This is a genomic window from Dactylosporangium darangshiense (assembly GCF_039537565.1).
GTDB classification, from domain to species: Bacteria; Actinomycetota; Actinomycetes; order Mycobacteriales; family Micromonosporaceae; genus Dactylosporangium; species Dactylosporangium darangshiense.
The window spans coordinates 11777-32848 of the sequence record NZ_BAABAT010000009.1; the positions used below are offsets into that span (position 1 = coordinate 11777).

The 21072-nt window shown below is 74.6% G+C and carries 18 protein-coding genes and 1 pseudogene; 12 read left to right on the top strand and 7 right to left on the bottom strand.

The window, feature by feature from the left end:
• Positions 1-75 precede the first annotated feature (75 nt).
• Together ABD901_RS18495 and ABD901_RS18500 are read left to right on the top strand one after the other, a co-directional pair.
• Positions 76-901, top strand: a pseudogene (locus tag ABD901_RS18495) (carbohydrate ABC transporter permease).
• Entirely contained in the window at positions 898-1806 is a 909-nt protein-coding gene (locus ABD901_RS18500; RefSeq protein WP_380134082.1) for a carbohydrate ABC transporter permease, read from the top strand. The pseudogene ABD901_RS18495 and the gene ABD901_RS18500 overlap by 4 nt, the downstream one beginning before the upstream one ends.
• Here the strand turns inward: ABD901_RS18500 and ABD901_RS18505 are convergent.
• Positions 1796-2638 (bottom strand): alpha/beta fold hydrolase, encoded by an 843-nt coding sequence (locus ABD901_RS18505; RefSeq protein WP_345128230.1) that lies wholly within the window; start codon positions 2636-2638, stop codon positions 1796-1798. The genes ABD901_RS18500 and ABD901_RS18505 overlap by 11 nt on opposite strands.
• Before the next feature lie 64 nt (positions 2639-2702).
• Here ABD901_RS18505 and ABD901_RS18510 point away from each other — a divergent pair, with 64 nt between their 5' ends.
• The 5 genes from ABD901_RS18510 (at position 2703) to ABD901_RS18530 (ending at position 8987) form a co-directional block, all read left to right on the top strand.
• On the top strand, positions 2703-3437 hold the full coding sequence (locus ABD901_RS18510; RefSeq protein ID WP_345128232.1) for a TioE family transcriptional regulator: 735 nt from the start codon (positions 2703-2705) through the stop codon (positions 3435-3437).
• 80 nt (positions 3438-3517) lie between these two features.
• Complete coding sequence (locus tag ABD901_RS18515; RefSeq protein WP_345128234.1) at positions 3518-3997, top strand: SigE family RNA polymerase sigma factor; 480 nt, start codon at positions 3518-3520, stop codon at positions 3995-3997.
• Positions 3994-4764 carry a hypothetical protein gene (locus ABD901_RS18520; RefSeq protein ID WP_345128236.1) on the top strand — a complete coding sequence of 257 codons (771 nt, stop codon included), beginning with the start codon at positions 3994-3996 and terminating at the stop codon, positions 4762-4764. The genes ABD901_RS18515 and ABD901_RS18520 overlap by 4 nt, the downstream gene beginning before the upstream one ends.
• Before the next feature lie 32 nt (positions 4765-4796).
• Positions 4797-6017 carry a lanthionine synthetase LanC family protein gene (locus ABD901_RS18525; RefSeq protein ID WP_345128238.1) on the top strand — a complete coding sequence of 407 codons (1221 nt, stop codon included), beginning with the start codon at positions 4797-4799 and terminating at the stop codon, positions 6015-6017.
• A gap of 120 nt (positions 6018-6137) precedes the next feature.
• Positions 6138-8987, top strand: a complete 2850-nt coding sequence (locus tag ABD901_RS18530) for an FAD-binding and (Fe-S)-binding domain-containing protein (RefSeq protein WP_345128239.1) — start codon at positions 6138-6140, stop codon at positions 8985-8987.
• Between the two features lie 103 nt (positions 8988-9090).
• On the opposite strand, the gene ABD901_RS18535 is transcribed toward ABD901_RS18530, so the two are convergent.
• The 5 genes from ABD901_RS18535 to ABD901_RS18555 all read right to left on the bottom strand — a co-directional run bounded on the left by ABD901_RS18535 (position 9091) and on the right by ABD901_RS18555 (position 13474).
• Positions 9091-10080, bottom strand: a complete 990-nt coding sequence (locus ABD901_RS18535; protein WP_345128240.1) for a cytochrome P450 family protein — start codon at positions 10078-10080, stop codon at positions 9091-9093.
• Positions 10077-11288, bottom strand: coding sequence for an MAB_1171c family putative transporter (locus tag ABD901_RS18540; protein ID WP_345128242.1), 1212 nt, complete (start codon positions 11286-11288; stop codon positions 10077-10079). Before ABD901_RS18540 ends, ABD901_RS18535 begins: the two co-directional genes overlap by 4 nt.
• An 11-nt stretch (positions 11289-11299) precedes the next feature.
• Positions 11300-11875 (bottom strand): hypothetical protein, encoded by a 576-nt coding sequence (locus ABD901_RS18545; RefSeq protein WP_345128243.1) that lies wholly within the window; start codon positions 11873-11875, stop codon positions 11300-11302.
• Positions 11872-12369: a helix-turn-helix domain-containing protein gene (locus ABD901_RS18550; RefSeq protein WP_345128244.1), complete on the bottom strand. Its 498-nt coding sequence runs from the start codon at positions 12367-12369 to the stop codon at positions 11872-11874. Before ABD901_RS18550 ends, ABD901_RS18545 begins: the two co-directional genes overlap by 4 nt.
• 133 nt (positions 12370-12502) lie before the next feature.
• Complete coding sequence (locus tag ABD901_RS18555) at positions 12503-13474, bottom strand: phosphotransferase family protein (RefSeq protein ID WP_345128245.1); 972 nt, start codon at positions 13472-13474, stop codon at positions 12503-12505.
• A gap of 120 nt (positions 13475-13594) precedes the next feature.
• Between ABD901_RS18555 and ABD901_RS18560 the strand changes: the two genes are divergently transcribed.
• The 3 genes from ABD901_RS18560 (at position 13595) to ABD901_RS59040 (ending at position 17733) form a co-directional block, all read left to right on the top strand.
• The gene (locus ABD901_RS18560; protein WP_345128248.1) at positions 13595-15892 is read left to right on the top strand and encodes an Hsp70 family protein; all 2298 of its coding nucleotides are present in this window, start codon (positions 13595-13597) and stop codon (positions 15890-15892) included.
• 50 nt (positions 15893-15942) lie between these two features.
• Complete coding sequence (locus ABD901_RS18565) at positions 15943-17328, top strand: serine/threonine-protein kinase (protein ID WP_345128249.1); 1386 nt, start codon at positions 15943-15945, stop codon at positions 17326-17328.
• Positions 17329-17415: 87 nt separating this feature from the next.
• The gene (locus ABD901_RS59040) at positions 17416-17733 is read left to right on the top strand and encodes an LLM class flavin-dependent oxidoreductase (protein ID WP_380134071.1); all 318 of its coding nucleotides are present in this window, start codon (positions 17416-17418) and stop codon (positions 17731-17733) included.
• Here ABD901_RS59040 and ABD901_RS18570 read toward each other — a convergent pair.
• Positions 17657-18541 (bottom strand): oxidoreductase, encoded by an 885-nt coding sequence (locus ABD901_RS18570; protein ID WP_345128250.1) that lies wholly within the window; start codon positions 18539-18541, stop codon positions 17657-17659. The genes ABD901_RS59040 and ABD901_RS18570 overlap by 77 nt on opposite strands.
• Before the next feature lie 98 nt (positions 18542-18639).
• Here ABD901_RS18570 and ABD901_RS18575 point away from each other — a divergent pair, with 98 nt between their 5' ends.
• Positions 18640-19185: a TetR/AcrR family transcriptional regulator gene (locus tag ABD901_RS18575; protein ID WP_345128251.1), complete on the top strand. Its 546-nt coding sequence runs from the start codon at positions 18640-18642 to the stop codon at positions 19183-19185.
• Positions 19186-19648: 463 nt separating this feature from the next.
• Positions 19649-21028, top strand: coding sequence for a S1C family serine protease (locus ABD901_RS18580; RefSeq protein WP_345128252.1), 1380 nt, complete (start codon positions 19649-19651; stop codon positions 21026-21028).
• Positions 21029-21072: the final 44 nt, after the last annotated feature.

The following is a 21072-nucleotide window of genomic DNA, read 5'->3' on the forward strand; positions in this document are numbered from 1 at the left end:
GGAGCGCTCAAGGCGGCCGTGCGCCGCCGGCTGCCCGGCCTGCTGCTGCTCTCCCCGTCGCTGGTGCTGCTGGCCGTGTTCGTCTACGGGCTCATCGGCTGGACGGTCAAACTGTCGCTCAGCGACGAGCACGACGCCCTGGGCAACAAGGGCTTCGTGGGCCTGAAGAACTTCATCGACCTGTTCACCGAGGACATCAGCGGCCGGTTTGTGCACTCGCTGAAGAACCTGCTGGTCTTCACCGCCGTGTTCATGCTCGGCGCGCTGATCATGGGCCTGCTGTGGGCGCTGCTGCTGGAGCGCGGCGCGCGCGGCGAGGGCTTCTTCCGGGCCGTCTACCTGTTCCCGATGGCGGTGTCGTTCGTCGCCTCGGGCGTCGTGGCGCTGGCTGATGAACTCCGCCGACGGCGACAAGGCCGGCGGGCTCAACCGCATCTTCCACGACCTGCACCTCGGGTTCCTGGAGAACCCGTGGTGGACCGACCCCGACTGGGGCATGGCCGCGATGGCGCTGCCGGCGATCTGGCAGCTGTCGGGGTACGTGATGGCGCTGTTCCTGTCCGGCTTCCGCGGGATACCGGCCGAGCTGCGCGAGGCGGCCGCGATGGACGGCGCCAGCGGCTACCGCCTCTACCGGCACGTGCTCTTCCCGCAGCTGACCCCGACCGCGCTGTCGGCGCTGATCATTCTCGGTCACATGTCGATGAAGATGTTCGACCTCATCATGAGCGTCTCCGGCGCGCAGTGGCTCACCGAGGTACCCGCCGTCTACGTCTGGCAGACGCTGCTGACCAGCGACTACGCCAAGGCCGCGGCGATCTCGATCATCCTGCTGCTGCTCGTCGCGGTCGTCATCGTCCCCTACCTCGTCTACAACAACCGCGTGGAGCGCCGCTCATGACGACCACCGCCGAGCGACGCCCCGGCCGCGTCGGAGACGGGGACACCGCGGGCGCGGCGCGCCGCCCGCCCGGCGGGATCAACCGGCGCTCGCCGGCCGGGCAGGCGGTGCGGTACACCCTGCTGCTCGTCTTCCTGATCATCGTGCTCATGCCGGCCTACGTGCTGATCGTTACCAGCCTCAAGTCCGGCCGCGAGATCGGCGTCAACGGCCAGTGGAACCTGCCGGAGCACTGGACCTTCGCCTCGTGGGACAAGGCCTGGCACTCCCTGCGCCCGTCGTTCGTGCGCACCTTCGAGCTGGCGGTCCCGGTCGCGCTGATCTCCTCGGTGCTCGGCTCGGCCAACGGCTTCGTGCTGTCGCGCTGGCGCTTCCCGGGCGCCGACGTGGTCTTCACACTGATCCTGTTCGGCATGTTCATCCCGTACCAGGCGGTGATGATCCCGCTGCGGCAGATCGTGCACGAGATCGGCCTGCCGCCGGGCATCCCGACGCTGGTGTTCGTCCACTGCGTCTACGGCATCCCGATCTGCACGCTGATCTTCCGCAACTACTACGCCACCACCGTCCCGGTCGAGCTGATCGAGGCGAGCCGGGTCGACGGGGCGGGCATGCTGCGCACCTACGCCTCGGTGATCCTGCCGCTGTCGGCGCCCGGCTTCGTCGTGACCGTCATCTGGCAGTTCACGTCGGCCTGGAACGACTACCTGTTCGCCATCTTCATGTCCAACACCCGCAACGGCCCGATCACGATCGCCCTCAACGCCCTGGCCGGCGCCCAGTCGCCCGACTACGCGGCCTCGATGGCCGGCGCGCTCATCGCGTCGCTGCCCACCCTGGTCGTGTACATCGTGCTCGGCCGCTGGTTCATCGGCGGCCTCATGGCGGGCTCCGTCAAGAACTGAGTGCCAGCCAGTCGCGCAGGATCGGCAGCACCACCGCGGCCTGCATGGCGCCCATGTGGTCCAGACCGTCGAGCACGTGCACGCGCCACCCGAGCCGCTCGAGCTCGGCGCGGTGCTCGACGGTCGGGGCGGCCATGCTGACGCGGACGCCGCCCCACCGTTCCTCGTAGTCGATCTCGTCGGCCGACCCGACGATGCACACCAGCGCGCCGCCGAGGCGTTGCAGCGCGGCGCGGTCGTCGAAGCCCTGCAGCGCCTCGTACAGCGTGACGAACTGCCGCGTCTGCCCCTCCGACAGCGTCATCGGCGCCGTCGACCAGTCCACCTCGGCGCCCGGGTCGGGCGCCGGCGGCGGCGCTGCCGCGTTCGCCACCGACATGTCGTGCGCGGCTCGGGTGACCTTCAGCATCTCGGCGTAGGGCCCGGCCAGCGGCGGGTAGCCGCCCATCGCGAGGCCCGTGAGCCGGTCGGTGCGCACCGCGAGCTGCAGGCCGGCGAGGGCCAGCCAGGAGTACCCGTAGTAGGCGAAGCGCCGCGCGCCCGCCGCGTCCGCCACCGCCAGCAGGTCGGCGGCGACGCTGTCCGGCGTGAGCGTGCCCGGCTTGGGCACCCGCAGCACGTGCCCCTCGTAGTCGAAGGCCACCACGCGGTGCCGCTCCCGCAGCCCGTCGACGAGCGTCCGCCCGAGCGCCGGGTCCGCGCCCCACCGGCGCAGCTCCTCGGCCCGCTCGCCCTCGACCGGCACCGGGTCGACCGGCAGCAGGATCACCGGCCCGTCCCCGGCGACCTCGGCCTCGATCGTGTTGCCGTCATGCAGTCGTACCTCAACCATGCCTCTACCGTATCGTTGAACCACCCAGTGAAAGTCCACACGAGCATTGACGAGGAAGGGGCGCGTGAAGTCTCAAACCGCGGGACACCGCCCGGCCGACCTGGCGCGCGAGCACGGCATCAGCCCGCAGACGGTGCGCAACTACGAGCGCGACGGCGTCATCCCGCCGGCCGAGCGCACCGAGACCGGCTACCGCCGATACACCCCCGTCCACGCCAGCGCCCTGCGCGCCTACCTGGCGCTGGTCGCCGCCTACGGCTACGCCACGGCCGGCGTCATCATGCGGGCCGTGGCCGGCGGCGACCTCGACGCCGCCCTGCGCGCCGTCGACACCGGCCACGCCCAGCTGCTGCGCGACCGCGAGACCCTCGACACCGTCGCCGCGGCCGCCGGCGCCCTCGCCCGGCCCCTGCCGGCCCGCTCGGCGGCGCCGTCGGCGCTCGCCCGGCCGATGCCGATCGGGGTGCTCGCACACCGCCTCGGCGTCAAGCCGGCGACGCTGCGCAAGTGGGAGCGGGCCGGCGTCCTCGCACCGGCCCGCGACCGTGCCACGCACCAGCGCGTGTACGACGCCGACGACGTGCGCGACGCGGACCTCGCGCACCTGCTGCGCCGGGGCGGGTACCTGCTGAGCCACATCGCGGCCGTGGTCCGCCAGGTCCGCTCGGCCGGCGGCCCGGAGCCGCTGCTGGCCTCCCTCGACTCGTGGCGCGACCGGCACGCCGCACGGGGTCGCGCGATGCTGACCGCCGCCGCCCGCCTCGACGAGCACCTGCGCCTCCTCGAGCTCACCGGCTGAGCGAACCTCGCGCCCCGGCGCGAACGTCTGGAGGATGTAAGCGGATCCGGGCCCTCAAACGTGTACGGGGCGTGGGGCAGATGGAGTTTGCGGAGTTCTACGGGACCGAACGGGACCGGTGCCTGCGCGCCGTGCTCGCCGTCGTCGGCGACCGGCCGCTGGCCGAGGACCTCGTGGCCGAGGCGTTCACGCGCGCCTGGACGGGCTGGTCGAAGGTGCGGCGCCACCCGGCGCCGCGGGCCTGGGTCGTGCGCACCGCGCTGAACCTGCGGGTCTCCTGGTGGCGCCGGCTGCGGCGCGAGGTGGCACTGGGCGAGGCGGACGACGTCCCGGTCGCCGGCGCCGACCCGGGCGTCGACCCGCGGCTCCTGGCCCTGCTGCGCGGCCTGCCGCCGCGGCAGCGGGAGGTGATCGTGTTCCGGGTCCTGCTCGACCTCGACACGGAACAGACGGCGCGGGCGCTCGGGATGGCCCGCGGCACCGTCACCGCCCACCTGTCGCGCGCGGTCGCGGCGCTGCGCGCGCAACTCGTCACCGAGCCTGGAGAGGGTGGATCATGAACGAGCACGACCTGCACGACCCGGACGCGCCGGCGGTGCTGGACGCACTGCGGGACTCGATGGACGGCGTCACCATGAGCACGCCGCTGGAGCTGATCGTCGCCACGGGCCGCGCCCGCCGGACGCGCCGGCGGATCGCGACCGGCGTGACCGCCGCGGTCGTCGCCGGCGGGGTGGCGCTGGGCCTCACCACCTACGCCAACCCGGCCGCCGCGCCGCCCGCGGCCGACGACGGGCTGCACATCCGCACCGTCGCCTACACCGTCGACCGCACCGCCACCGGGACCCTGGTGGTGACCTGGGACAAAGAGCGGTACGCCGCCGACCGCACCGGCCTGGAGGCGGCGCTGCGCGCGGCCGGCTTCCCGGTGCTCATCCGCATCGGCGAGTTCTGTGCCGGCCCCGGCGAGGACCCCACCCAGGACCCCTACGGCGTCGCGTCCGGCGTCGGCGCGGTGATGCGCGCCGACCGCGGCGCGGACGGCCGGGTGACGTTCACCTTCGACCCGGCGGCGATGCCGGCGGGCAAGCAGCTGTTCATCGGGTACCTCAACGACGCACAGCTGGCCGTCACCGGCGGCGCGCCCGGCTCCGTCGAGCGTCTGGTCCCCACGGGGGTGGAGCTGACCTGCACCACGGTCGCGCCCCCGCGGAGCCCGAGGAAGCCGGGCGGCGAGGGCGACGCCACGACCAAGAGGCCGGCTGACCCGAAGGCGCCCGGGAACAGGCCGTCGGACCGGCCGACGGGGGACCCGAAAACCAAGTAGCGCGCGGGCGGCGCCGTGGCAGGATCGGCGCCGTGCGTGACGTGGTCGCCGACGCGTTCGGCTGGATCGAGGCGGCGGCGGTGCCCGCCGAGGGCGGGTCGTGCTGGACGGAGGCGGGCGTCCGCTACGACGACCTCTACTGCGGCACCGCCGGCGTCCTGCTCGCCTGCGCCGAAGCGGCCTCGGCCCGGCCTTCAGCGGCGGCCGGTTCGGCAATCGGGCGGGTCGCGGCGGCGGCCCGGGGCCGGCTGCTGCACCTGGCGGTCGGCGACCCGGCCGCGCTGCCCGACGACGGGCTCTTCGGCGGCTGGGGCGGTGCCGCCGTCGCTCTGCGCGCGTGGGGTGCCGCGGTCGCCGACCCCGAGGCCGCCGAGGCCGCCGAGCGCCTCACGGGCGAGATCGCCGGGCGGGTGCTGCGCCGCACGCCCGAGCCCGACCGGTGCACGGACATCATCGACGGCGACGCCGGCATCATCCTGGCGCTGCTCGGCGCGCCCGGCGGCGTCGAGCCGAGGCAGGCCGAGGCCGCCGGGCGGCTCGCCGACGGCCTCGTCGCCCTCGCCGACGAGCGCGACGAGGGCCCGCAGTGGCTCATGGGCCGCGGGTACGAGCGGCTCATGCCCGGGTTCTCGCACGGGACGGCCGGCATCGCGTACGCCCTCGCCCTCACCGGGCGGGCGCTGGGCCGCGACGACCTGGTCGCCCTCGCCGTGCGGGCCGCGGACGGGCTCATGCGCATGGCCGGGTTCCCTGGGCGGTGGGCGTTGCCTCTGGTGGTACCGCCGCAGGAACATCGACCGCCGGTGACCTTCGGCTGGTGCCACGGACCGACCGGGACGGCGCGGCTGTTCACCCTCCTCGACGCCGTCGCGCCGCAGCCGCGGTGGGGCGAGGCCGTCGAGGCGTGCCTCGGCGCGCTGCGCGACAGCCGGCTGCCGGAGCGGCTCTACCCGGGCTACTGGGACAACGTCGCGCGCTGCTGCGGCACCGCCGGCGTCGGGCAGTTCCTGCTCGACCGGCACGCCGCCACCGGCGACCCCGCGCTGCTGGACTGGGCGAAGGTCCTCGCCGCGGACGTGCTGTCCCGCACGGTGACCGAGCCGGCCGGGGTGACCTGGTCGAACACCGAGCACACCAAGAACCCGCCGCAGCTGCCGCCCGAGCCCGGGCTCATGCAGGGCTCCGCCGGCGTCGCCGCCTGGCTGGCCCGGCTCGCCGCGCCGGGCACCCCGCCGCTCCTGCCCTGGCTCTGACCGCCCGGCGCCCGGACGGAGCGGCACTGAGCGGCCGAACTATCATGGGAGATCGTTTTTATCGAGCGTGCAGGCGGCGACGGAGCCGAAGGCCGACCCGATCGCCAGGAAACCGGGGACATGACCGTCGACACTCGTGATGATCTTCTTGGCCGTCTCGCGCGCGCGGGGGTCGCGGACGTCCTCGCCGATGCGGCGCACCGCTCCGCCTACTCCAGCGACGCGTCGCTGTACCGGGTGGTGCCGCGGGCCGTGGTCCGGCCCCGCTCCGACGAGGACGTCCTGGCCACCCTCGAGGTGTGCCGGGCCCTCGGGGTGCCGGTCACCGCGCGCGGCGCGGGCACGTCCGTGGCCGGCAACGCGATCGGGCCGGGCGTGGTGCTGGACTTCAGCCGGCACCTGGACAAGGTCCTCGACGTCGACGCCGCCGCCCGCACAGCCAGGGTGCAGGCCGGCACCGTGCACGCCACCCTGCAGGCGGCGGCCCGGCCGCACGGGCTGCGCTTCGGGCCCGACCCGTCGACGCACACCCGCTGCACCATCGGCGGCATGATCGGCAACAACTCGTGCGGCTCGCGGACGCTCGGCTACGGGCGCACCTCGGACAACGTCGTCGGGCTCGCCGCGCTCACCCTCGACGGGGAGCGGCTGTCCACCGGGCGGGACGAGCAGGGCCGGCCCACCCTGGAGGGCGCCCGGACGATCGCGGAGAACCTGCAGGCGGTCGTGCGCGCCAACCTCGCGGTCGCGCGCACCGAGTTCGCCACGTTCCCGCGGCAGGTGTCCGGCTACGCCGTGGAGCACCTGCTGCCGGAGCGTGGCTTCGACCTGACCGGGCTGCTCGTCGGCAGCGAGGGGACCCTCGCGGTGGTGACCGAGGCCACGGTACGTCTCGTCGTCGACCCCGCGCACCGGCTGCTCGTCGTGCTCGGCTACCCCGACTTCGGCACCGCCGGCGACGCGGTGCCCACGATCCTCGAGTTCGAGCCGACGGCCTGCGAGGGCATCGACTCGCGCATCGTCGAGGTGGTGCGCAGCCGGCGCGGGCCGGACTCGGTGCCGCCGCTGCCGGGCGGCACGTCGTGGCTGTTCGTCGAGATCGCCGGCGACGACCTCGGCGAGGCCCGGGACCGCGCCCGCCGCCTGGTGGAGCGGGCCGGCGCCGTCGACTCGCTCATCGTGGAGGACGCGGCGAAGGCGGCGCCGCTGTGGCGCATCCGCGAGGACGGCGCGGGCCTGGCCGGCCGGGCGCCGTCTGGGCTGCCCGCGCACGCCGGCTGGGAGGACGCGGCCGTGCCGCCCGCCCGCATCGGCGACTACCTGCGCGACTTCGACGTCCTGGTCGAGCAGCACGGGCTCAGCGCCATGCCGTACGGGCACCTCGGCGACGGCTGCGTCCACGTCCGCCTCGACTTCCCGCTGGACCGCCCGGGCGGGCCGGGGAAGTTCCGGGCGTTCCTGGAGGACGCCGCCGACCTGGTGGTGCGCTACGGCGGGTCGCTGTCGGGGGAGCACGGCGACGGGCGGGCCCGCAGCGAGCTGCTGCCGCGGATGTACTCCCCGGCCGCGATGGACCTGTTCCGCTCGATCAAGCAGGTGTTCGACCCCGCCAACCTGCTCAACCCGGGCGTGCTCGTCGACCCGGACCCGGTCGACGCCGCGATCCGCGTCGCGTCGGCCCGCCCGGTCGCCCGGCCGCTCGCGTTCGGCTACCACGCCGACGGCGGCGACTTCAACCAGGCGGTGCACCGCTGCACCGGCGTCGGCAAGTGCCGCGCCGACACCGCGGTCCTCGGCGGGGTGATGTGCCCGTCGTTCCTGGCCACCCGGACGGAGAAGGACTCGACCCGCGGCCGGGCCCGGGTGCTGCAGGAGATGCTCGACGGGGACCTCGCCCCGGACTGGCGCGCGCCGGCCGTCCACGACGCGCTGGACCTGTGCCTGTCGTGCAAGGGCTGCGCATCGGACTGCCCGACCGGCATCGACATGGCCGCCTACAAGTCCGAGGTGCTGCACCAGAGCTACAAGGGCCGGCTGCGGCCGCGCTCGCACTACTCGCTGGGCCGGCTGCCGCGCTGGTCGCGGCTGGCGGCGCGGATGCCACGGCTGGCCAACGCGATGACGAAGCTGCCGGGGGTGCGCGGCGTCGCGCTGTTCCTGGCGGGCGTCGACAAGCGCCGCGCCATTCCGGAGTTCGCACCGCAGACGTTCCGCCGCTGGTTCCGCTCGACGGCGGCGCAGCGCCCGGTGGAGGGCAAGCCCGTGGTGCTGTTCGTCGACAGCTTCACCGATCACTTCTCGCCGGACATCGCCAAGGCAGCGGTCGAGGTGCTCGCCGCCGCCGGCTACGCGCCGCAGGTGACCGCCGAGCCAGTCTGCTGCGGGCTGACGTGGATCAGCACCGGCCAGCTCGACGCGGCCAAGCGCATCCTGGGTTCGACGGTGCAGCGGCTGCGGGAGGCGGCCGCGCAGGGCACGCCGATCGTGGGCCTGGAGCCGTCGTGCACGGGCGTGCTGCGCGGCGACCTGCCGGAGCTCGTCGACTCCGCGGACGCGCGGGCGGTGAGCGAGGCGACGGTGACGGTCGCGGAGCTGCTGGCCCGCACGCCGGGCTGGACGCCGCCGTCGCTGTCGGGCGTGCGGGTGGTCGCGCAGCCGCACTGCCACCAGCACGCAGTGATGGGCTGGGACGCTGACGCGAAGCTGCTGAAGACGGCGGGCGCGACGGTGACGCGGCTGGGCGGCTGCTGCGGCCTGGCCGGCAACTTCGGCGTGGAGCGCGGCCATTACGAGGTGTCGGTGCAGGTGGCCGAGCAGCAGCTGCTGCCGGCGCTGCGGCGCGCGGAGGAGGGCGAGGTCTTCCTGGCCGACGGCTTCTCGTGCCGCACCCAGGCGGCGGATCTCGCCGGTGTGGAGGGCCGTCACCTGGTGCAGGTCCTCGCCGACGCGCTGCGCAAGCCCGAGGCCTAGAAAGTACGGAGACCGGCATCCACGGGGGAAGATGCCGGTCTCACGTGTCACATTAGTTGACTCGTGAGGCTTCGCGCCAGCTCTGATTTTTGACAGTTTGATGTCAGGGGGTCACGGTGCTGGCCCGCAGCCGCCGCAGACCGTCCGTGCGCAGGCCGTTCGTGCGCACGGAGTCCCTGGTGTCGATCTTGACGCCGGCCTCGCGGACGGCCCCGACGCCGTGTTCTATGACGGCGCGGGCGACGGGTTCGCCGGGGCAGCGGTGGGGGCCGTAGCCGAACGCGATGTGGTCGGGCCCGTCGGCGCTCGCGGCGCGCAGCGAGTACAGGACGGTCTGGCCGGCGCGGATGGTCGTACCACCGATGGCGACGTCCTCGGTCGCGAACCGGCGAAACGCGGTGACCTGGGGCGCGTGTGCGGCCAGGGTTTCATCGAGGCCGCCGCCGGCCAGCGCCTCGGCGATGGCGTCGACGCACACCTCGTACCAGACGAACAGCAGGTAGAACAGCATCGACGAGGTTTCGCCGGAGCTGAGCCGCCCCGCGTCGCGGCGTTCGAGCAAGGCGTGTGCGCCGGTGGCGGCGAGGTCGCGGACCATGGCGAGCATGCCCGGCAGGGTGTCGCGGGCACGGACGTCCGCCCAGCCGGGGCCGGTGATGCGGGCCGCCCACGCCAGGTAGGGCTCGCGGACGTGCGGCGGCAGGCCGAGCCAGCCGGCGACGGCGTCGGCGACGTACGGGCCGGCGTAGTCGGCGACGGCGTCGAACTCGCCGCCGGCCTTGGCGAGGGCCCGCCGGGCGGCGTCGCGCAGCGCCGGCGCGAGCCGGTTCGCCGCCGCGCGATCCATGAGCGGTGCGACGAGCGCGCGGACCCGCCGGTGGTCGGCGGGCTCGGCGCTGATGATGTTGTCGCGGAACTCGGGCGGCAGGTCGTAGCCGCGGTAGTCGCCGCCGGCCGCGTGCCGCGGGCACGGCGACAGCCGCGGATCCGTGGAGGCGGCGCGGACGTCGGCGAGGCGGCGCAGCACCCAGGCGGGCCCGTCGGGCGTGTCGATGCGGACCGGCTCGCCAGGTGTGTGCAACGCCTCGTTCATGCGTCGGTCGGCGTCGCCTGGGTGGTGGCCGTTCGCACGTGCGGGGAGCGGGCGAGGGCCTGGGCGACGCGGCCGAGCCAGTCGGCCTCGGCGTCCGGGTCGGCGGCCTCGGGCTCGGCGGGCGCACGCGCCTCGGTGGCCTCGGCGGGCGGCTCGGCCGACGGGCGCAGTGCCGGTGCGATGCGGGCCGCCTCGGCGACGGCGTCGGCCTCCTCGGGCGGCAGGCCGGCGGCCTCGGCGGCGGCCCGGGCGCGGGCGGCGGCGCCGTCGCTGAAGCCGGGCCGGGCGGCGAGCAGGCCGTCGCGGATCTCGATGACGCGCCGGTAGAGCCGGTCCTCGAGCCGCCGCGGGTCCCACCGGTCCAGGCGCCCGACCTCCGGCTCGAGGATGACGGACGGCTTCGCGTCGCGGACCGCGCGCCACAGGGGTTCCATCCGGCGGTACCGCCGGAAGCGCAGCACCGCCGTCTCCGCGTTCGGCGCCCAGGCGGGCAGGCTGGAGCTGACGGCGATGAGGACCGCCCCGACGCAGGCGCTCACCGGCGCCCACAGGATGTTCACGTCGTCCAGCGCGCTGCTGCCCAGCCAGCGGGCGACGATCGACACCGCCTTGCCGGCCGCGTAGCCGAGCCCGAACGCGGCACCGACGGCGTTGAGCAGCAGGCCGCGGCGCAGCCAGCGTTGCGGTACCACCTTGGAGAACCGCCAGGTCATGAGCGCGGACAGGGTCAGGCCGGTGGCGAAGGCGACGAGGTAGACCGACAGGAACACCGCGGTGGCCGGCTGGCGCGCGAAGTGCACGTCGAAGTCGATGGCGTGCTCGCCGGCGTGCGAAGTGGTCAGGAACAGCGCCGCCATGGCCGCCATGACGACGCCGAAGCCCGCCAGCCGCCACCGCACCGCGCCGCGCGCCGTGGCGGCCGGGCGGGACCACAGCAGGAGCAGCACCTGGGCGGTGACGCTGTTGGCGGTGATGAAGAGGTACACGATGAGCGTCGACAGGTTCGCGACCCCGGCGAGCCGGTCGACGGCGAGGTACACCACGGGCGTGGCGAACGTGAACGACAGCGCCGGGAACGCCCGGGCGAGCGTCAGTGCGATCAGCGCCGGGTTGCGCGGGTCCTTGCGCAGGTCCCGGACCTTGTACGCGCACGTGGCGAAGCCCAGCAGCGCGCACAGCGGGTACACGATGTTGAAGAAGGTGATCAACACTGGTCCGTTCAGTCGGCGCGCTCGAGCGACCGGCGCAGCCGCTCGACGACGTCGGAGACCTCGGCCGGGGCCCGCCGCTCGGCGTGGCGGATCGGGCGCTGGATGCGCTTGGACAGGATGTCGGCCGCGACCTCGGCCTCGCGCTCGGCGTCCTCGTCGAACCAGGTGCGCGCCATGAGCCGCTGCACGGTGGCCGGGTCGAGGTGCGGCATGAGCACGCTGGTGGCGCCGTCGGTGAGCACCCGGGTCGAGGAGTGGTCCAGCAGCACGTGCGCGAGCTCGTGCAGCACGATGTGGTTGCGGTGCGTCGGCGACGTCGTCGCCTCGAACACGACGTAGTCCGCGGAGCCGGTGGCCACCCACAGCCCGCACGGCCCGCCGGTCGGCAGGGGCATGGCCAGCAGGGTCAGCGGCCGGCCCCGCGACGCGCTCAGCGACTCGCAGAGGCGCTCGACCGTGAGCGGCTCGGGCAGCGCCATCGCGTCCAGTGCGCGCTCGAGCCTGCTGCGCAGGCTGCGGAGGGTCACGTCGGTGTCCTTCGGTCGCGGCGGCGTCGGCTGCCAGTGCTCGATGACGATGCTCATGCTTCGCCGCGGCGCTCTTCGGCGGGCGGCTCGGCGGGCTTGCCCTGCTGCTCCAGCTCCAGGATGGTGTTGACGATCTGCAGCACGGAGCGCAGGCCGTTGTCGGACAGCCCGCGGGTGCGCACCACGAGCGTGCGCGCGTGGTCGTTCTCGCGGATGCGGGCCAGGGCCGCGGCGAGCTCGACCTCGGCGACGACCTCCTCGGCGACGGCGTCGCGGGTGAAGTAGGCCACGTCGACGCCGAAGAACCGGGCCAGCGCGGTCAGCGTGCCGAGCTTCGGGTTGGTCTCGACGCCGTTGCGGATGTTCGCGATCGCGGTGTGCGAGATGGAGGTGTCGCCGCGCTCGGTGATGGCGCGGGCGACCTCGCGGTGCCTGAACTCCTCGTCGCCGTTGCGGATCGTGCGGAACAGGTAGTCCAGGCGGCTCGCCAGGGTCCGGCCCGGGTGGGCGTCGCCCCGGTCCCGCGTCCGGTCGTCCCCGCCTGTCGACATGCGCACCCTCCATCGCCCGTGGCAAGCCAGCTTGCCACGTCGAGGTCGAGTGGCTCAAGCGGTTGACAGTGTTGTCGATCTGTCGCATATAGTGCCATTGACTTGCCAGGTCACACTGGTCTGGCAACTGCAGTTACCGCTCTGGCGGTGGCGGCCAACGGGGGGCCGTCCGGGCGCGTGCGGCGTTGTCCGCGCGCGCCCGGAGCCACCGCAGGGAGGCGCCGCCCAGCGCGGCCGCCATGTCGATGAGGCGGGGATCGGCTCCCGGCCCGGCGGTGACCGCGAGGCGCAGCAGAAACCCCGAGTGCGCAGCCAGGAACGCATCCACCTCGCGCGGGTCCAGGTCGTGCGTGAGCGGGTTGGCCGCCAGGTGCGGTTGCGGGTCCAGGCCGCTGAGCACCGCGTTCGACAGCAGCGTCAGCACGTCCGCGTGCGCCGGGCCGACCCACGCGTGCGGCCAGTCCACGACCCGCACGCGGTCCCCGTCCAGCAGGACGTTGAACGGGTACAGATCCCCGTGCAGCAGCGTGCCGCCCTCCAGCGGCGCCGCCTCCAGCGCGATCAGCTCGTCCAGGTGCGCGGCGGCCCACGGCTCCCGGCCGGCCAGCGCCGCGCGCGGCCCCGGGCCGGCCAGGTCGGCCCAGCCGCGCAGCCGGGGCCGGGCCGCGTCCGCGGCGGCGATCGGCGACGGCGTCACTGCCCGCGCCATTCCCGTCGCCGCCGCCAGGACGCGTTCGAAGTCCGCGGGCCGCCACGGCTGCGCGGGCAGGGCGCCGGCGACGTGCTCGAACAGCAGCGCCACCCAGTCCCCGTCGTCGTGCACGGCGAGCAGCCGCGGCGCGGGCACGCTCGCCGGCAGCCGCCGCGCGACGCCGGCCTCGCGGCGGTGGAACCCCGCCACGGCCGGCGCCGTCGCGCAGCTCACCGCCTTCACGAACACGTCCGCGCCGTCGTCGAGCCGCAGCCGGGCCGCCAGCCCCTCCGAGAAGCCGCCGCGCAGGCTCTCCGCCGCGGCGACCCGCCGGCCGAGCAGCCCCTCGATCGCCTTCCGGACGTGTTCGGGCACCGCGGCCCAGCCGATGCGCCGGCTGCCGGTCATCTCCATGCGCATCACCGTGCCGCCCGGCGCGGCGACCGGCAACCCGGGGGATGGCCGACAGTGCCCCGGAACACGCCCGAACGGGGACTGCGGTTCCGGCGCCGCGGGCCGGTAACGTGCCGGGCCATGAGGCTTGGGGTCGACTTCGGCACCTCACACACGGTCGCTGTCGTCTCGCGCCCGGACGGCCGGGTCGACGCGTTGCTGTTCGACGCGTCGCCGCTGCTGCCGTCGGCGGTCTTCGCCGACCCCGGCGGTGCCCTGTTGACCGGCCGGGACGCCGAGCGCAGCGCCCGGCTTGACCCGGCCTCCTACGAGCCGCACCCGAAGCGGCGCATCGACGACGTCGGGCTGCTGCTCGGCGCGCGCGAGGTGACGGTCGCCGAGCTCATCGAGGCCGTCCTGCGCCGGGTCGCCGACGAGGCCGCGCGCACGGCCGGCCGGCCGCCGGAGGCCACCGTGCTGACCCACCCGGCCGGCTGGGGCCCGCAGCGGCGCGGGCTGCTGCTGGAGGCGGCCGCCCGCGCGGGGCTGCCCGCCGTCTCGGCCGTCCCCGAGCCGGTCGCCGCCGCCATGTACTTCACCACCGTGCTCGGCCATCAGGTGCCCGACGGCCACGCCGTCGTGGTGTACGACTTCGGCGGCGGCACCTTCGACATCAGCGTCGTGCGCCGGTCCGGCACCGACTGGGAGGTCGCCGCCGCGCAGGGCCTCGACGACGTCGGCGGCGTCGACCTCGACGCGGCGATCGTCGGCTGGGCCGGCGGCCGCGTCGGACCGCAGGACCCCGCCCGCTGGACCCGCCTGGAGAGCCCGGCCAGCGCGCCGGACCGCCGCCACCGCCGGTCCCTGTGGGACGACGCCCGGTCGGTGAAGGAGCTGCTGAGCCGGGCCACGGCCGGCGGCATCGCGGTGCCGCTGTTCGACGTCGACCTGCACCTGACCCGCGACGAGTTCGAGGCCCTGGCCCGCCCGTGGCTGGAGCGCACCGTCACGCTGACCACCGCGACCCTGTTCACCAGCGGCGTGAGCGCCGACCGCCTGGCCGGCGTGTTCCTCGTCGGCGGCGGGAGCCGGGTGCCTCTGGTCGCGACGCTGCTGCACCGCGCCCTCGGCGTCGCACCCGTCGTCCTGGAGCAGCCCGAGCTGGTCGTCGCCCTCGGCAGCCTCCTGGCCCCGTCCACCGCGGCCGTCGAGCCGGCGATACCCAAGCTTCCGCCGGTCGCCCCTGTTGCCCCCGCTGCCCCTGTTGCCGCGGTTGCCCCGGTTGCGCCGGCACCGGCGCCTGCCCCCGCGCCGGTCTCCCCGGCGATCGTGCCCGTCTCACCGGCCGTCCCGGTTGCCGCTGCCGCAACTCCCGTCGTTCCCTTCAGCGCGGCCGGTCCGGTCTCGCCGCCGCCCGTCGCGGCGCCCTACTCACCGCCCTACTCACCGCCCGTCGCGGCGGCGATGCCGCCGCCCGCCTCCGCGGTCGTTGCGCCGGTGGAGAAGCGGCGCGGCACCGTGTGGCTGCTCGCCACGGCCGCAGCGCTGGTGGTGGCGGGCCTGCTCGGCATCGCCATCAGCGACTACCACGGGAATCCGCCCCTGCACAGCGGGTTCTTCTCGGCGCTGCTGCCCAAGCCGTTCCTGATCCTGCTGGCCATGACGCTCACCGTCGCCGTGACGGGACGGCCGGCCGGCCCGGCGTACCGCGTCATCGGCCCGGCCCTGTACGCCACCGGCGGCGCCATGGCCGCGCTGTTCGTCACGATCCTGTTCCGCGACGCGGGCCACGCGCTGACCTTCGCCGACGGTGCGCCGCTGCGCCTGGCCGAGCAGTCGTACGACTTCCTCGAGACGGTCCTGTACCTGTTCGCGCTGGTGACGGCGGCCGCGTTCGCCGGCGGCGCGGTGATCTTCGCCCGCCGGTCGCCGGCCGGAGCGCCCCGGCGCGCCTGGCGGGTCGTGCTGTGGGTCGCGGCCGGCGTCGCGTTCGGCCTCGGCACCGTGAGCCCGGTGAACTACCGCCAGTGGGCGTTCATGGACGCGGGCCACCGCGACGTCGACCCGCTCTCCGGCGCGTACGACACGGGCGGCGCACTGAGCTGGTGGGCCCCGTGCGCCCTCGGCCTCGCCCTGAGCCTGACGGCCTGGCTGCTCGTCGGCGCCGCCCTGCGCACCTGGGTCTCCGACCGGCCCCGGCTGCGCCTGGCCGGCGTGATCGCGATCGGCGCTCTCGGCGTGCTCGCGATCGTCACCATGCTGCTGGAGATCGCGCGCATGGACGGCAGCAGCTACCTGATCGACAGCATCACCTCCCGGTACTGGGACGTCGTCGCGCTGCCCGATTCCGGACGGGCCGTGCCCTGGGTGCAGCTCATCGTCGCGCTCGCCGTCATCGCCGGCATCGCCGTGCCGTCGGCCGTGCGGGCTCGCCGCTGATCGGGCGCGGCGTTATCGCCGATCCGCGTCGGGTGTGTACCGTGCCATCGATGGACAGCGAAGCCACCGGAAACGGGTACCGGTTCCTCGGCGGCCGGTACCGGCTGGAGGACGTGCTCGGCATCGGCGGCATGTCCACGGTGTGGAGCGCCCGCGACGAGGTGCTCGGCCGGCTCGTCGCGGTCAAGCTGCTCTCCGGGCAGTACCTCACCGACGCACCGGCCCGGCGGCGCATCCGCGAGGAGGCCCGGGCCGCTGCCGCGCTGTCGCACCCCAACGTCGCCCAGGTCTACGACTACGGCGAGGCCACCGAGGACGGCCAGCCGGTCCCGTACGTCGTGATGGAGCTCGTGTCCGGCCCGACCCTGCAGGAGCGGGCGGCGCAGTCGTCGCTGCCGCCGGCCGAGGCGTTCCGCATCGGCGCCGAGGTCGCCGCCGGCCTCGCCGCCGCGCACGCCGACGGGCTCGTGCACCGCGACGTGAAGCCGGCCAACGTAATCCTTTCCCCGTCGGGCGCCAAGGTCGTCGACTTCGGCATCGCCGCCGCGGCCGGCCCGGCGGCCTCCGGCGAGTTCGGGGCGCAGGTCTTCGGCACGCCCGTGTACCTCGCGCCGGAGCGCATCACCGGCGACGACGTCGCGCCCGCCTCTGATGTGTACTCGCTGGGGATCCTGCTGTACAAGCTGCTCGCGCAGCGGCTGCCGTGGGCGGTCGACTCGGCCACCGACCTGATCGACGCCCACCTGCACCGGCCGCCCGACCCGCTGCCCGACCGGCCCGGCATCCCCGCCGCCGTCGCCGACCTGTGCCGGCGCTGCCTGGACAAGAACCCGGCGGCGCGCCCGAACGCCGCGACGGTCGCCGCAGTCCTCGCCGCCGCCTCCGGGCCGGGCGCGCCCGCACACGCCGCGCCCGCCACCGGATGGCGGACCGTCGGGTTCGGCATCGCCGCCGCCGGTGTCGCCGCGGCGGCCGTGGTGGCCTGGCAGCTCGCACCCGCGGCACCGGGCCACCCGGCCGCCGGGGGTTCGGCGCAGGCGGCCACCGCGGCGGGCGCCGCGTCCGCGACCGCGTCACCCGCCCTCTCCGGCGCGACGCCGACCGCTCGGCCCGTCGGTGGCAACCCGCGTCCGGGCACCGTCACGCAGCCCGTCGTACCCGCACTGCCGGCCGGCACCACCGCGACGAGCACGACTGCGGCGCCGACCACTCCGCCGCCCGGGCCGCGCACCTTCGACACCGATGGCGGCACCGTGCAGGCGGAGTGCACGCCGTCGGGGGAGGCCCACCTGCTGCAGTGGACGGCGGCCAGGCCGTACCGGGCGGAGCAGGCCGATCCCGGGCCCGCGGCGTCGGCGTCGGTCGAGTTCCGGCACGGCAACCGCACCGTGCGGGTCGTCGTCACCTGCAGCGGTGGCGTTCCCTCCGCCGCCTAGTGAGCACGGGCGCCTTCTCCCTGGTCATCGACATCGACGCCTTCAAGCCCCTCGAGTGACGGGCTGCCGTGGCGGTACCGTGCGACGGTGCCAGGCGACGCCCGCCTCGCCCGCCTCGGGGAGACGCTGGAGATCGTCGGCGGGCTGCTGGGCGGCGCTGCCGTCACCACGTCCGGCCGGTTCCACCGGCTGCGGGACGCTTCGCTGCTGCCGCCGCCCGATCGGCGGATTCCGTTGCTGGTCGCCGGCGCCGGCCCGGGCGTGCTGCGGCTGGCCGCCCCGTCACGCCCAGGCCTGGAACACCGCGCGGAACCTGCTCGCCTGAACCTCAGGCGCCGTTGGTTGCGGGCTGTCCCTGGCCGGCGGTGCGGCGGGCGGCCTGGCGGGAGAGTGCGGCCAGCGTGATGTTCATGATCCGGTCGAAGGCGCGGTCGGGCAGGATGCGGCGGGCGGCCAGGATCGGCTTGGCGCCGCGGCCGACGGCGTAGCGCGTGCGGGGCCGCCGGGCGGTCACCACCTTGGCGACGGCGTCGGCGATCACCGACGGCGGCGACGCCATGCCGTCCGGGTCGGCGGTGAAGAAGGTCGCCAACCGCGCGGCCTGTTTGGCGTACGGCCCCTGCCCGGACGTCTCGAGCAGGTGCCGCCCGGCGACACCGGACCATTCGGTGGCGATCGCGCCCGGCTCGATGACGACCACGTCGATGCCGAACGGCGCGAGCTCCATGCGCATCGAGTCGCTCAGCCCTTCGACCGCGAACTTCGTGGCGTGGTACCAGCCGCCGAGCGGCTCGTAGATCTTCCCGCCGATCGACGAGATGTTGATGATGCGCCCCGAGCCTTGGCGGCGCATGTGCGGCAGCACCAGCTGGGACAGCCGGGCCAGCCCGAACACGTTGACCTCGAACTGCCGGCGGGCCTCGTGCAGCGGCACGTCCTCCACCGCGCCGTACGAGCCGTAGCCGGCGTTGTTGACCAGCACGTCGACGCGGCCGGACTCGGCGATGACGCGCTCGACGAAGCCGACCATGGACTCGTCGTCGGTGACGTCCACGCCGACCGGCCGGATGCCGATCTCGGCCATCGGCGCCATCCGCTCCACCCGGCGGGCCGCCGCGTACACCGTGTAGCCCATGGCGCGCAGCCGCCGCGCCGTGGCCTCGCCGATCCCCGATGACGCACCGGTCACGATCGCGACCTTGTCGCTCGTCATGATGCCCTCCATGCTGATTGACCAACTAGTTGGTTACATAGTTGCTCGGTTGCGGGTCGCTGTCAACTAAACAGTTGGTTATCGAGTAGGCTGGGCGCGTGCCACCACGTGACGCCGCCGCAACGAAGGTCCGCATCCTCGACGCCGCTACGGCCGAGTTCGCCGCCTACGGCCTGGCCGGCGCCCGGGTCGACCGCGTCGCGATGCGGGCCGAAATCAACAAACAGCTCATCTACGCGTACTTCGGCAGCAAGGAGGGCCTGTTCGACGCCGTCCTGCAGACGCACATCGAGCTGCTGCTCGACGCGGTGCCGTTCGACGCCGGCGACCTGCCCGGCTATGCGGTGGCGCTGTTCGACTTCGCGGTGGCCAAGCCGGACCTGCTGCGGCTGCTGCGCTGGCACACCCTGGAGCGCCCGGGGGAGCTGGCCCGCTTCGAGCAGACCATCGGGTCCACGGAGCGCAAAATCGCCGCACTGGCCGCGGCGCAGGCGGCCGGCAAGGTCAACTCCACTCTACCTCCGGCCGAGTTGCTGGCCGTCGTCCTCGCCGTCGCGCAGACCTTCGAGGATCCCGAGCCCGTCGCGGTCGCCGTCCGCCGCGAAACCGTGGCCACCGCCGTCCGCCGCCTCGTGACGCCCTGACACCGCCCGCCGTGCCTGCGCGGTGCCCTGACACCGCCCGCCGTGCCTGCGCGGTGCCCTGACACCGTCTGCAGTCGTGCCGTGCCCTGACGGCGTCCGCATTTGTGCCGTGCGTTGGCGCCGTCCGCAGTCGCGCCACGCCCTGCCGCGGGCCACCGTGCTACCGCTCGTCACCCCATCGACCTGGGCCGCCGAGTGTCAAGATCGCGGGTTTGCCGAATTATTGATTACTGATTATCGGCAATTCGGTAATCGATAATTCGGCGGCGCCCGCCTGTGGGAGCGGCCCAGGACGCCGCCATGCCCTCGATGATCACCAACCCGCGGTCCGGCTCGGCCTCGTCGGTCGGCTCGGCTCCGTCCGTGTTCGGCGAGTTTACGCCGGTCGAGGTTTTCGCGGCGGTTTTGAACCCTGCGCCGCACGCGCCCCGTAGTCGCTGGTGACAGGACGGGTGGTGGACGGATGCCTGAACCGCACTTTGCATACGGCGTGGCGGTGGCGCCCGGGTCGGCCCCGGTCACCGCCGTACCGGCGACCGCGATACCGGCGACCGCGGTCCCCGCCGGCGACGGCGCCGACTGGTACGGCCCCGAACGCTGGGGCGGCTGGGAAGGCCCGGTGCCGCCGCCGCGCCCGCCGCACTGGCACCGGCCGCCGGAGTGGGACGAGCCGCCCGCGCGCCCGGCCCGCCGGCTGCTGCGCTGGATTATCGGAATCGCCGCGATCACCGGCCTGGCGCTGCTCGTGGCCGCGGCCGGCCTGGCCGCGATCGTCGGGTCCCGCAACCCGGCGCCGCGCGCGTCGGCGACGGCGCAGGCGAACGCGGCCGCCCCGGTCCCGCCCGGCGGCATCCTCGGGGAGTCCGCCGAGGCCTCCACCGAGGCGTCGCCGACACCGACGCGTGCGCTCAGCACGCAGGAGATCGTGGCGACGGTGAACAAGAGCGTCGTGAACATCACCAGCACGCTCGGCCTGCGCAACACCCGCGTCGCCGGCACCGGCGTGGTCGTCGGCAACGGCGGGCTCGTGATCACCAACAACCACGTCATCGCCGGCGCGACCGCGATCAGTGGCGTGGCCGTCGCCAACGGCCGCACGTTCCAGGCCAGCGTCGTCGGCTACGACCGCTCGCACGATATCGCCCTGATCCAGCTCGCGGGCGCGAGCAACCTGCCGCGGCTGGGCGTCGCCGACTCGTCGCAGGTCAAGGCCGGCGACCCGATCGTCGCGGTCGGCAACGCGGGCGGGCAGGGCGGTACACCCGAAGCGGTGACGGGCTCGGTGACGGCCCTGAATCGCTCGATCAACGCGCAGGACCCCGACGGCGGCGGCTCGCGGCGCCTCGACGGGCTCATCGAGGTGGCCGCGGACATCAAGGCCGGCGACTCGGGCGGCCCGCTGGTCGACCGGGCCGGCCGGCTCATCGGCATCAACACCGCCGCCTCGATCGACCCGCGCGACCAGAGCCCGGCCGGGCAGGGCTTCGCGGTGCCGAGCAACACGGCGCTGGGCATCGCGGGCCGCATCCAGTCCGGCAAGGCGTCCTCGACAATCCACATCGGCCCGACGGCCCTGCTCGGCGTCGCCGCCTCCGACGCCGGCGGAAGGACCCAGGGCGCCGAGGTGACCGGCGTCGTCTCCGGCAGCCCCGCCGACCGCGCCGGCCTCGAGAACGGCGACGTGCTCCGCTCGGTGGACGGCCAGGAGATCGCCTCCGCCGCGGACCTCACGTCGGCGATCGACCTGCACCACCCGGGCGACGAGGTGCGCATCGCCTGGGTCGACCGCTCGGGCCGAACCCGTTCCGCGACGGTACGCCTGGCCACCGGCCCGGCGGGCTGAGCCGGTGGTGGCGGGCGCCAGACCGCGTCTGCCGCCCGCCACCG

Excerpts from the sequence above, each read along its gene's own strand:
- ABD901_RS18580 (WP_345128252.1), top strand. The coding sequence starts at position 19,649 with ATGCCTGAACCGCACTTTGCATACGGCGTGGCGGTGGCGCCCGGGTCG.
- ABD901_RS18570 (WP_345128250.1), bottom strand. The coding sequence starts at position 18,541 with ATGACGAGCGACAAGGTCGCGATCGTGACCGGTGCGTCATCGGGGATC.
- ABD901_RS18555 (WP_345128245.1), bottom strand. The coding sequence starts at position 13,474 with ATGGAGATGACCGGCAGCCGGCGCATCGGCTGGGCCGCGGTGCCCGAA.
- ABD901_RS18535 (WP_345128240.1), bottom strand. The coding sequence starts at position 10,080 with ATGAACGAGGCGTTGCACACACCTGGCGAGCCGGTCCGCATCGACACG.
- ABD901_RS18515 (WP_345128234.1), top strand. The coding sequence starts at position 3,518 with ATGGAGTTTGCGGAGTTCTACGGGACCGAACGGGACCGGTGCCTGCGC.
- ABD901_RS18545 (WP_345128243.1), bottom strand. The coding sequence starts at position 11,875 with ATGAGCATCGTCATCGAGCACTGGCAGCCGACGCCGCCGCGACCGAAG.
- ABD901_RS18520 (WP_345128236.1), top strand. The coding sequence starts at position 3,994 with ATGAACGAGCACGACCTGCACGACCCGGACGCGCCGGCGGTGCTGGAC.
- ABD901_RS18530 (WP_345128239.1), top strand. The coding sequence starts at position 6,138 with ATGACCGTCGACACTCGTGATGATCTTCTTGGCCGTCTCGCGCGCGCG.
- ABD901_RS18565 (WP_345128249.1), top strand. The coding sequence starts at position 15,943 with ATGGACAGCGAAGCCACCGGAAACGGGTACCGGTTCCTCGGCGGCCGG.
- ABD901_RS18550 (WP_345128244.1), bottom strand. The coding sequence starts at position 12,369 with ATGTCGACAGGCGGGGACGACCGGACGCGGGACCGGGGCGACGCCCAC.
- ABD901_RS18560 (WP_345128248.1), top strand. The coding sequence starts at position 13,595 with ATGAGGCTTGGGGTCGACTTCGGCACCTCACACACGGTCGCTGTCGTC.
- ABD901_RS18500 (WP_380134082.1), top strand. The coding sequence starts at position 898 with ATGACGACCACCGCCGAGCGACGCCCCGGCCGCGTCGGAGACGGGGAC.
- ABD901_RS18505 (WP_345128230.1), bottom strand. The coding sequence starts at position 2,638 with ATGGTTGAGGTACGACTGCATGACGGCAACACGATCGAGGCCGAGGTC.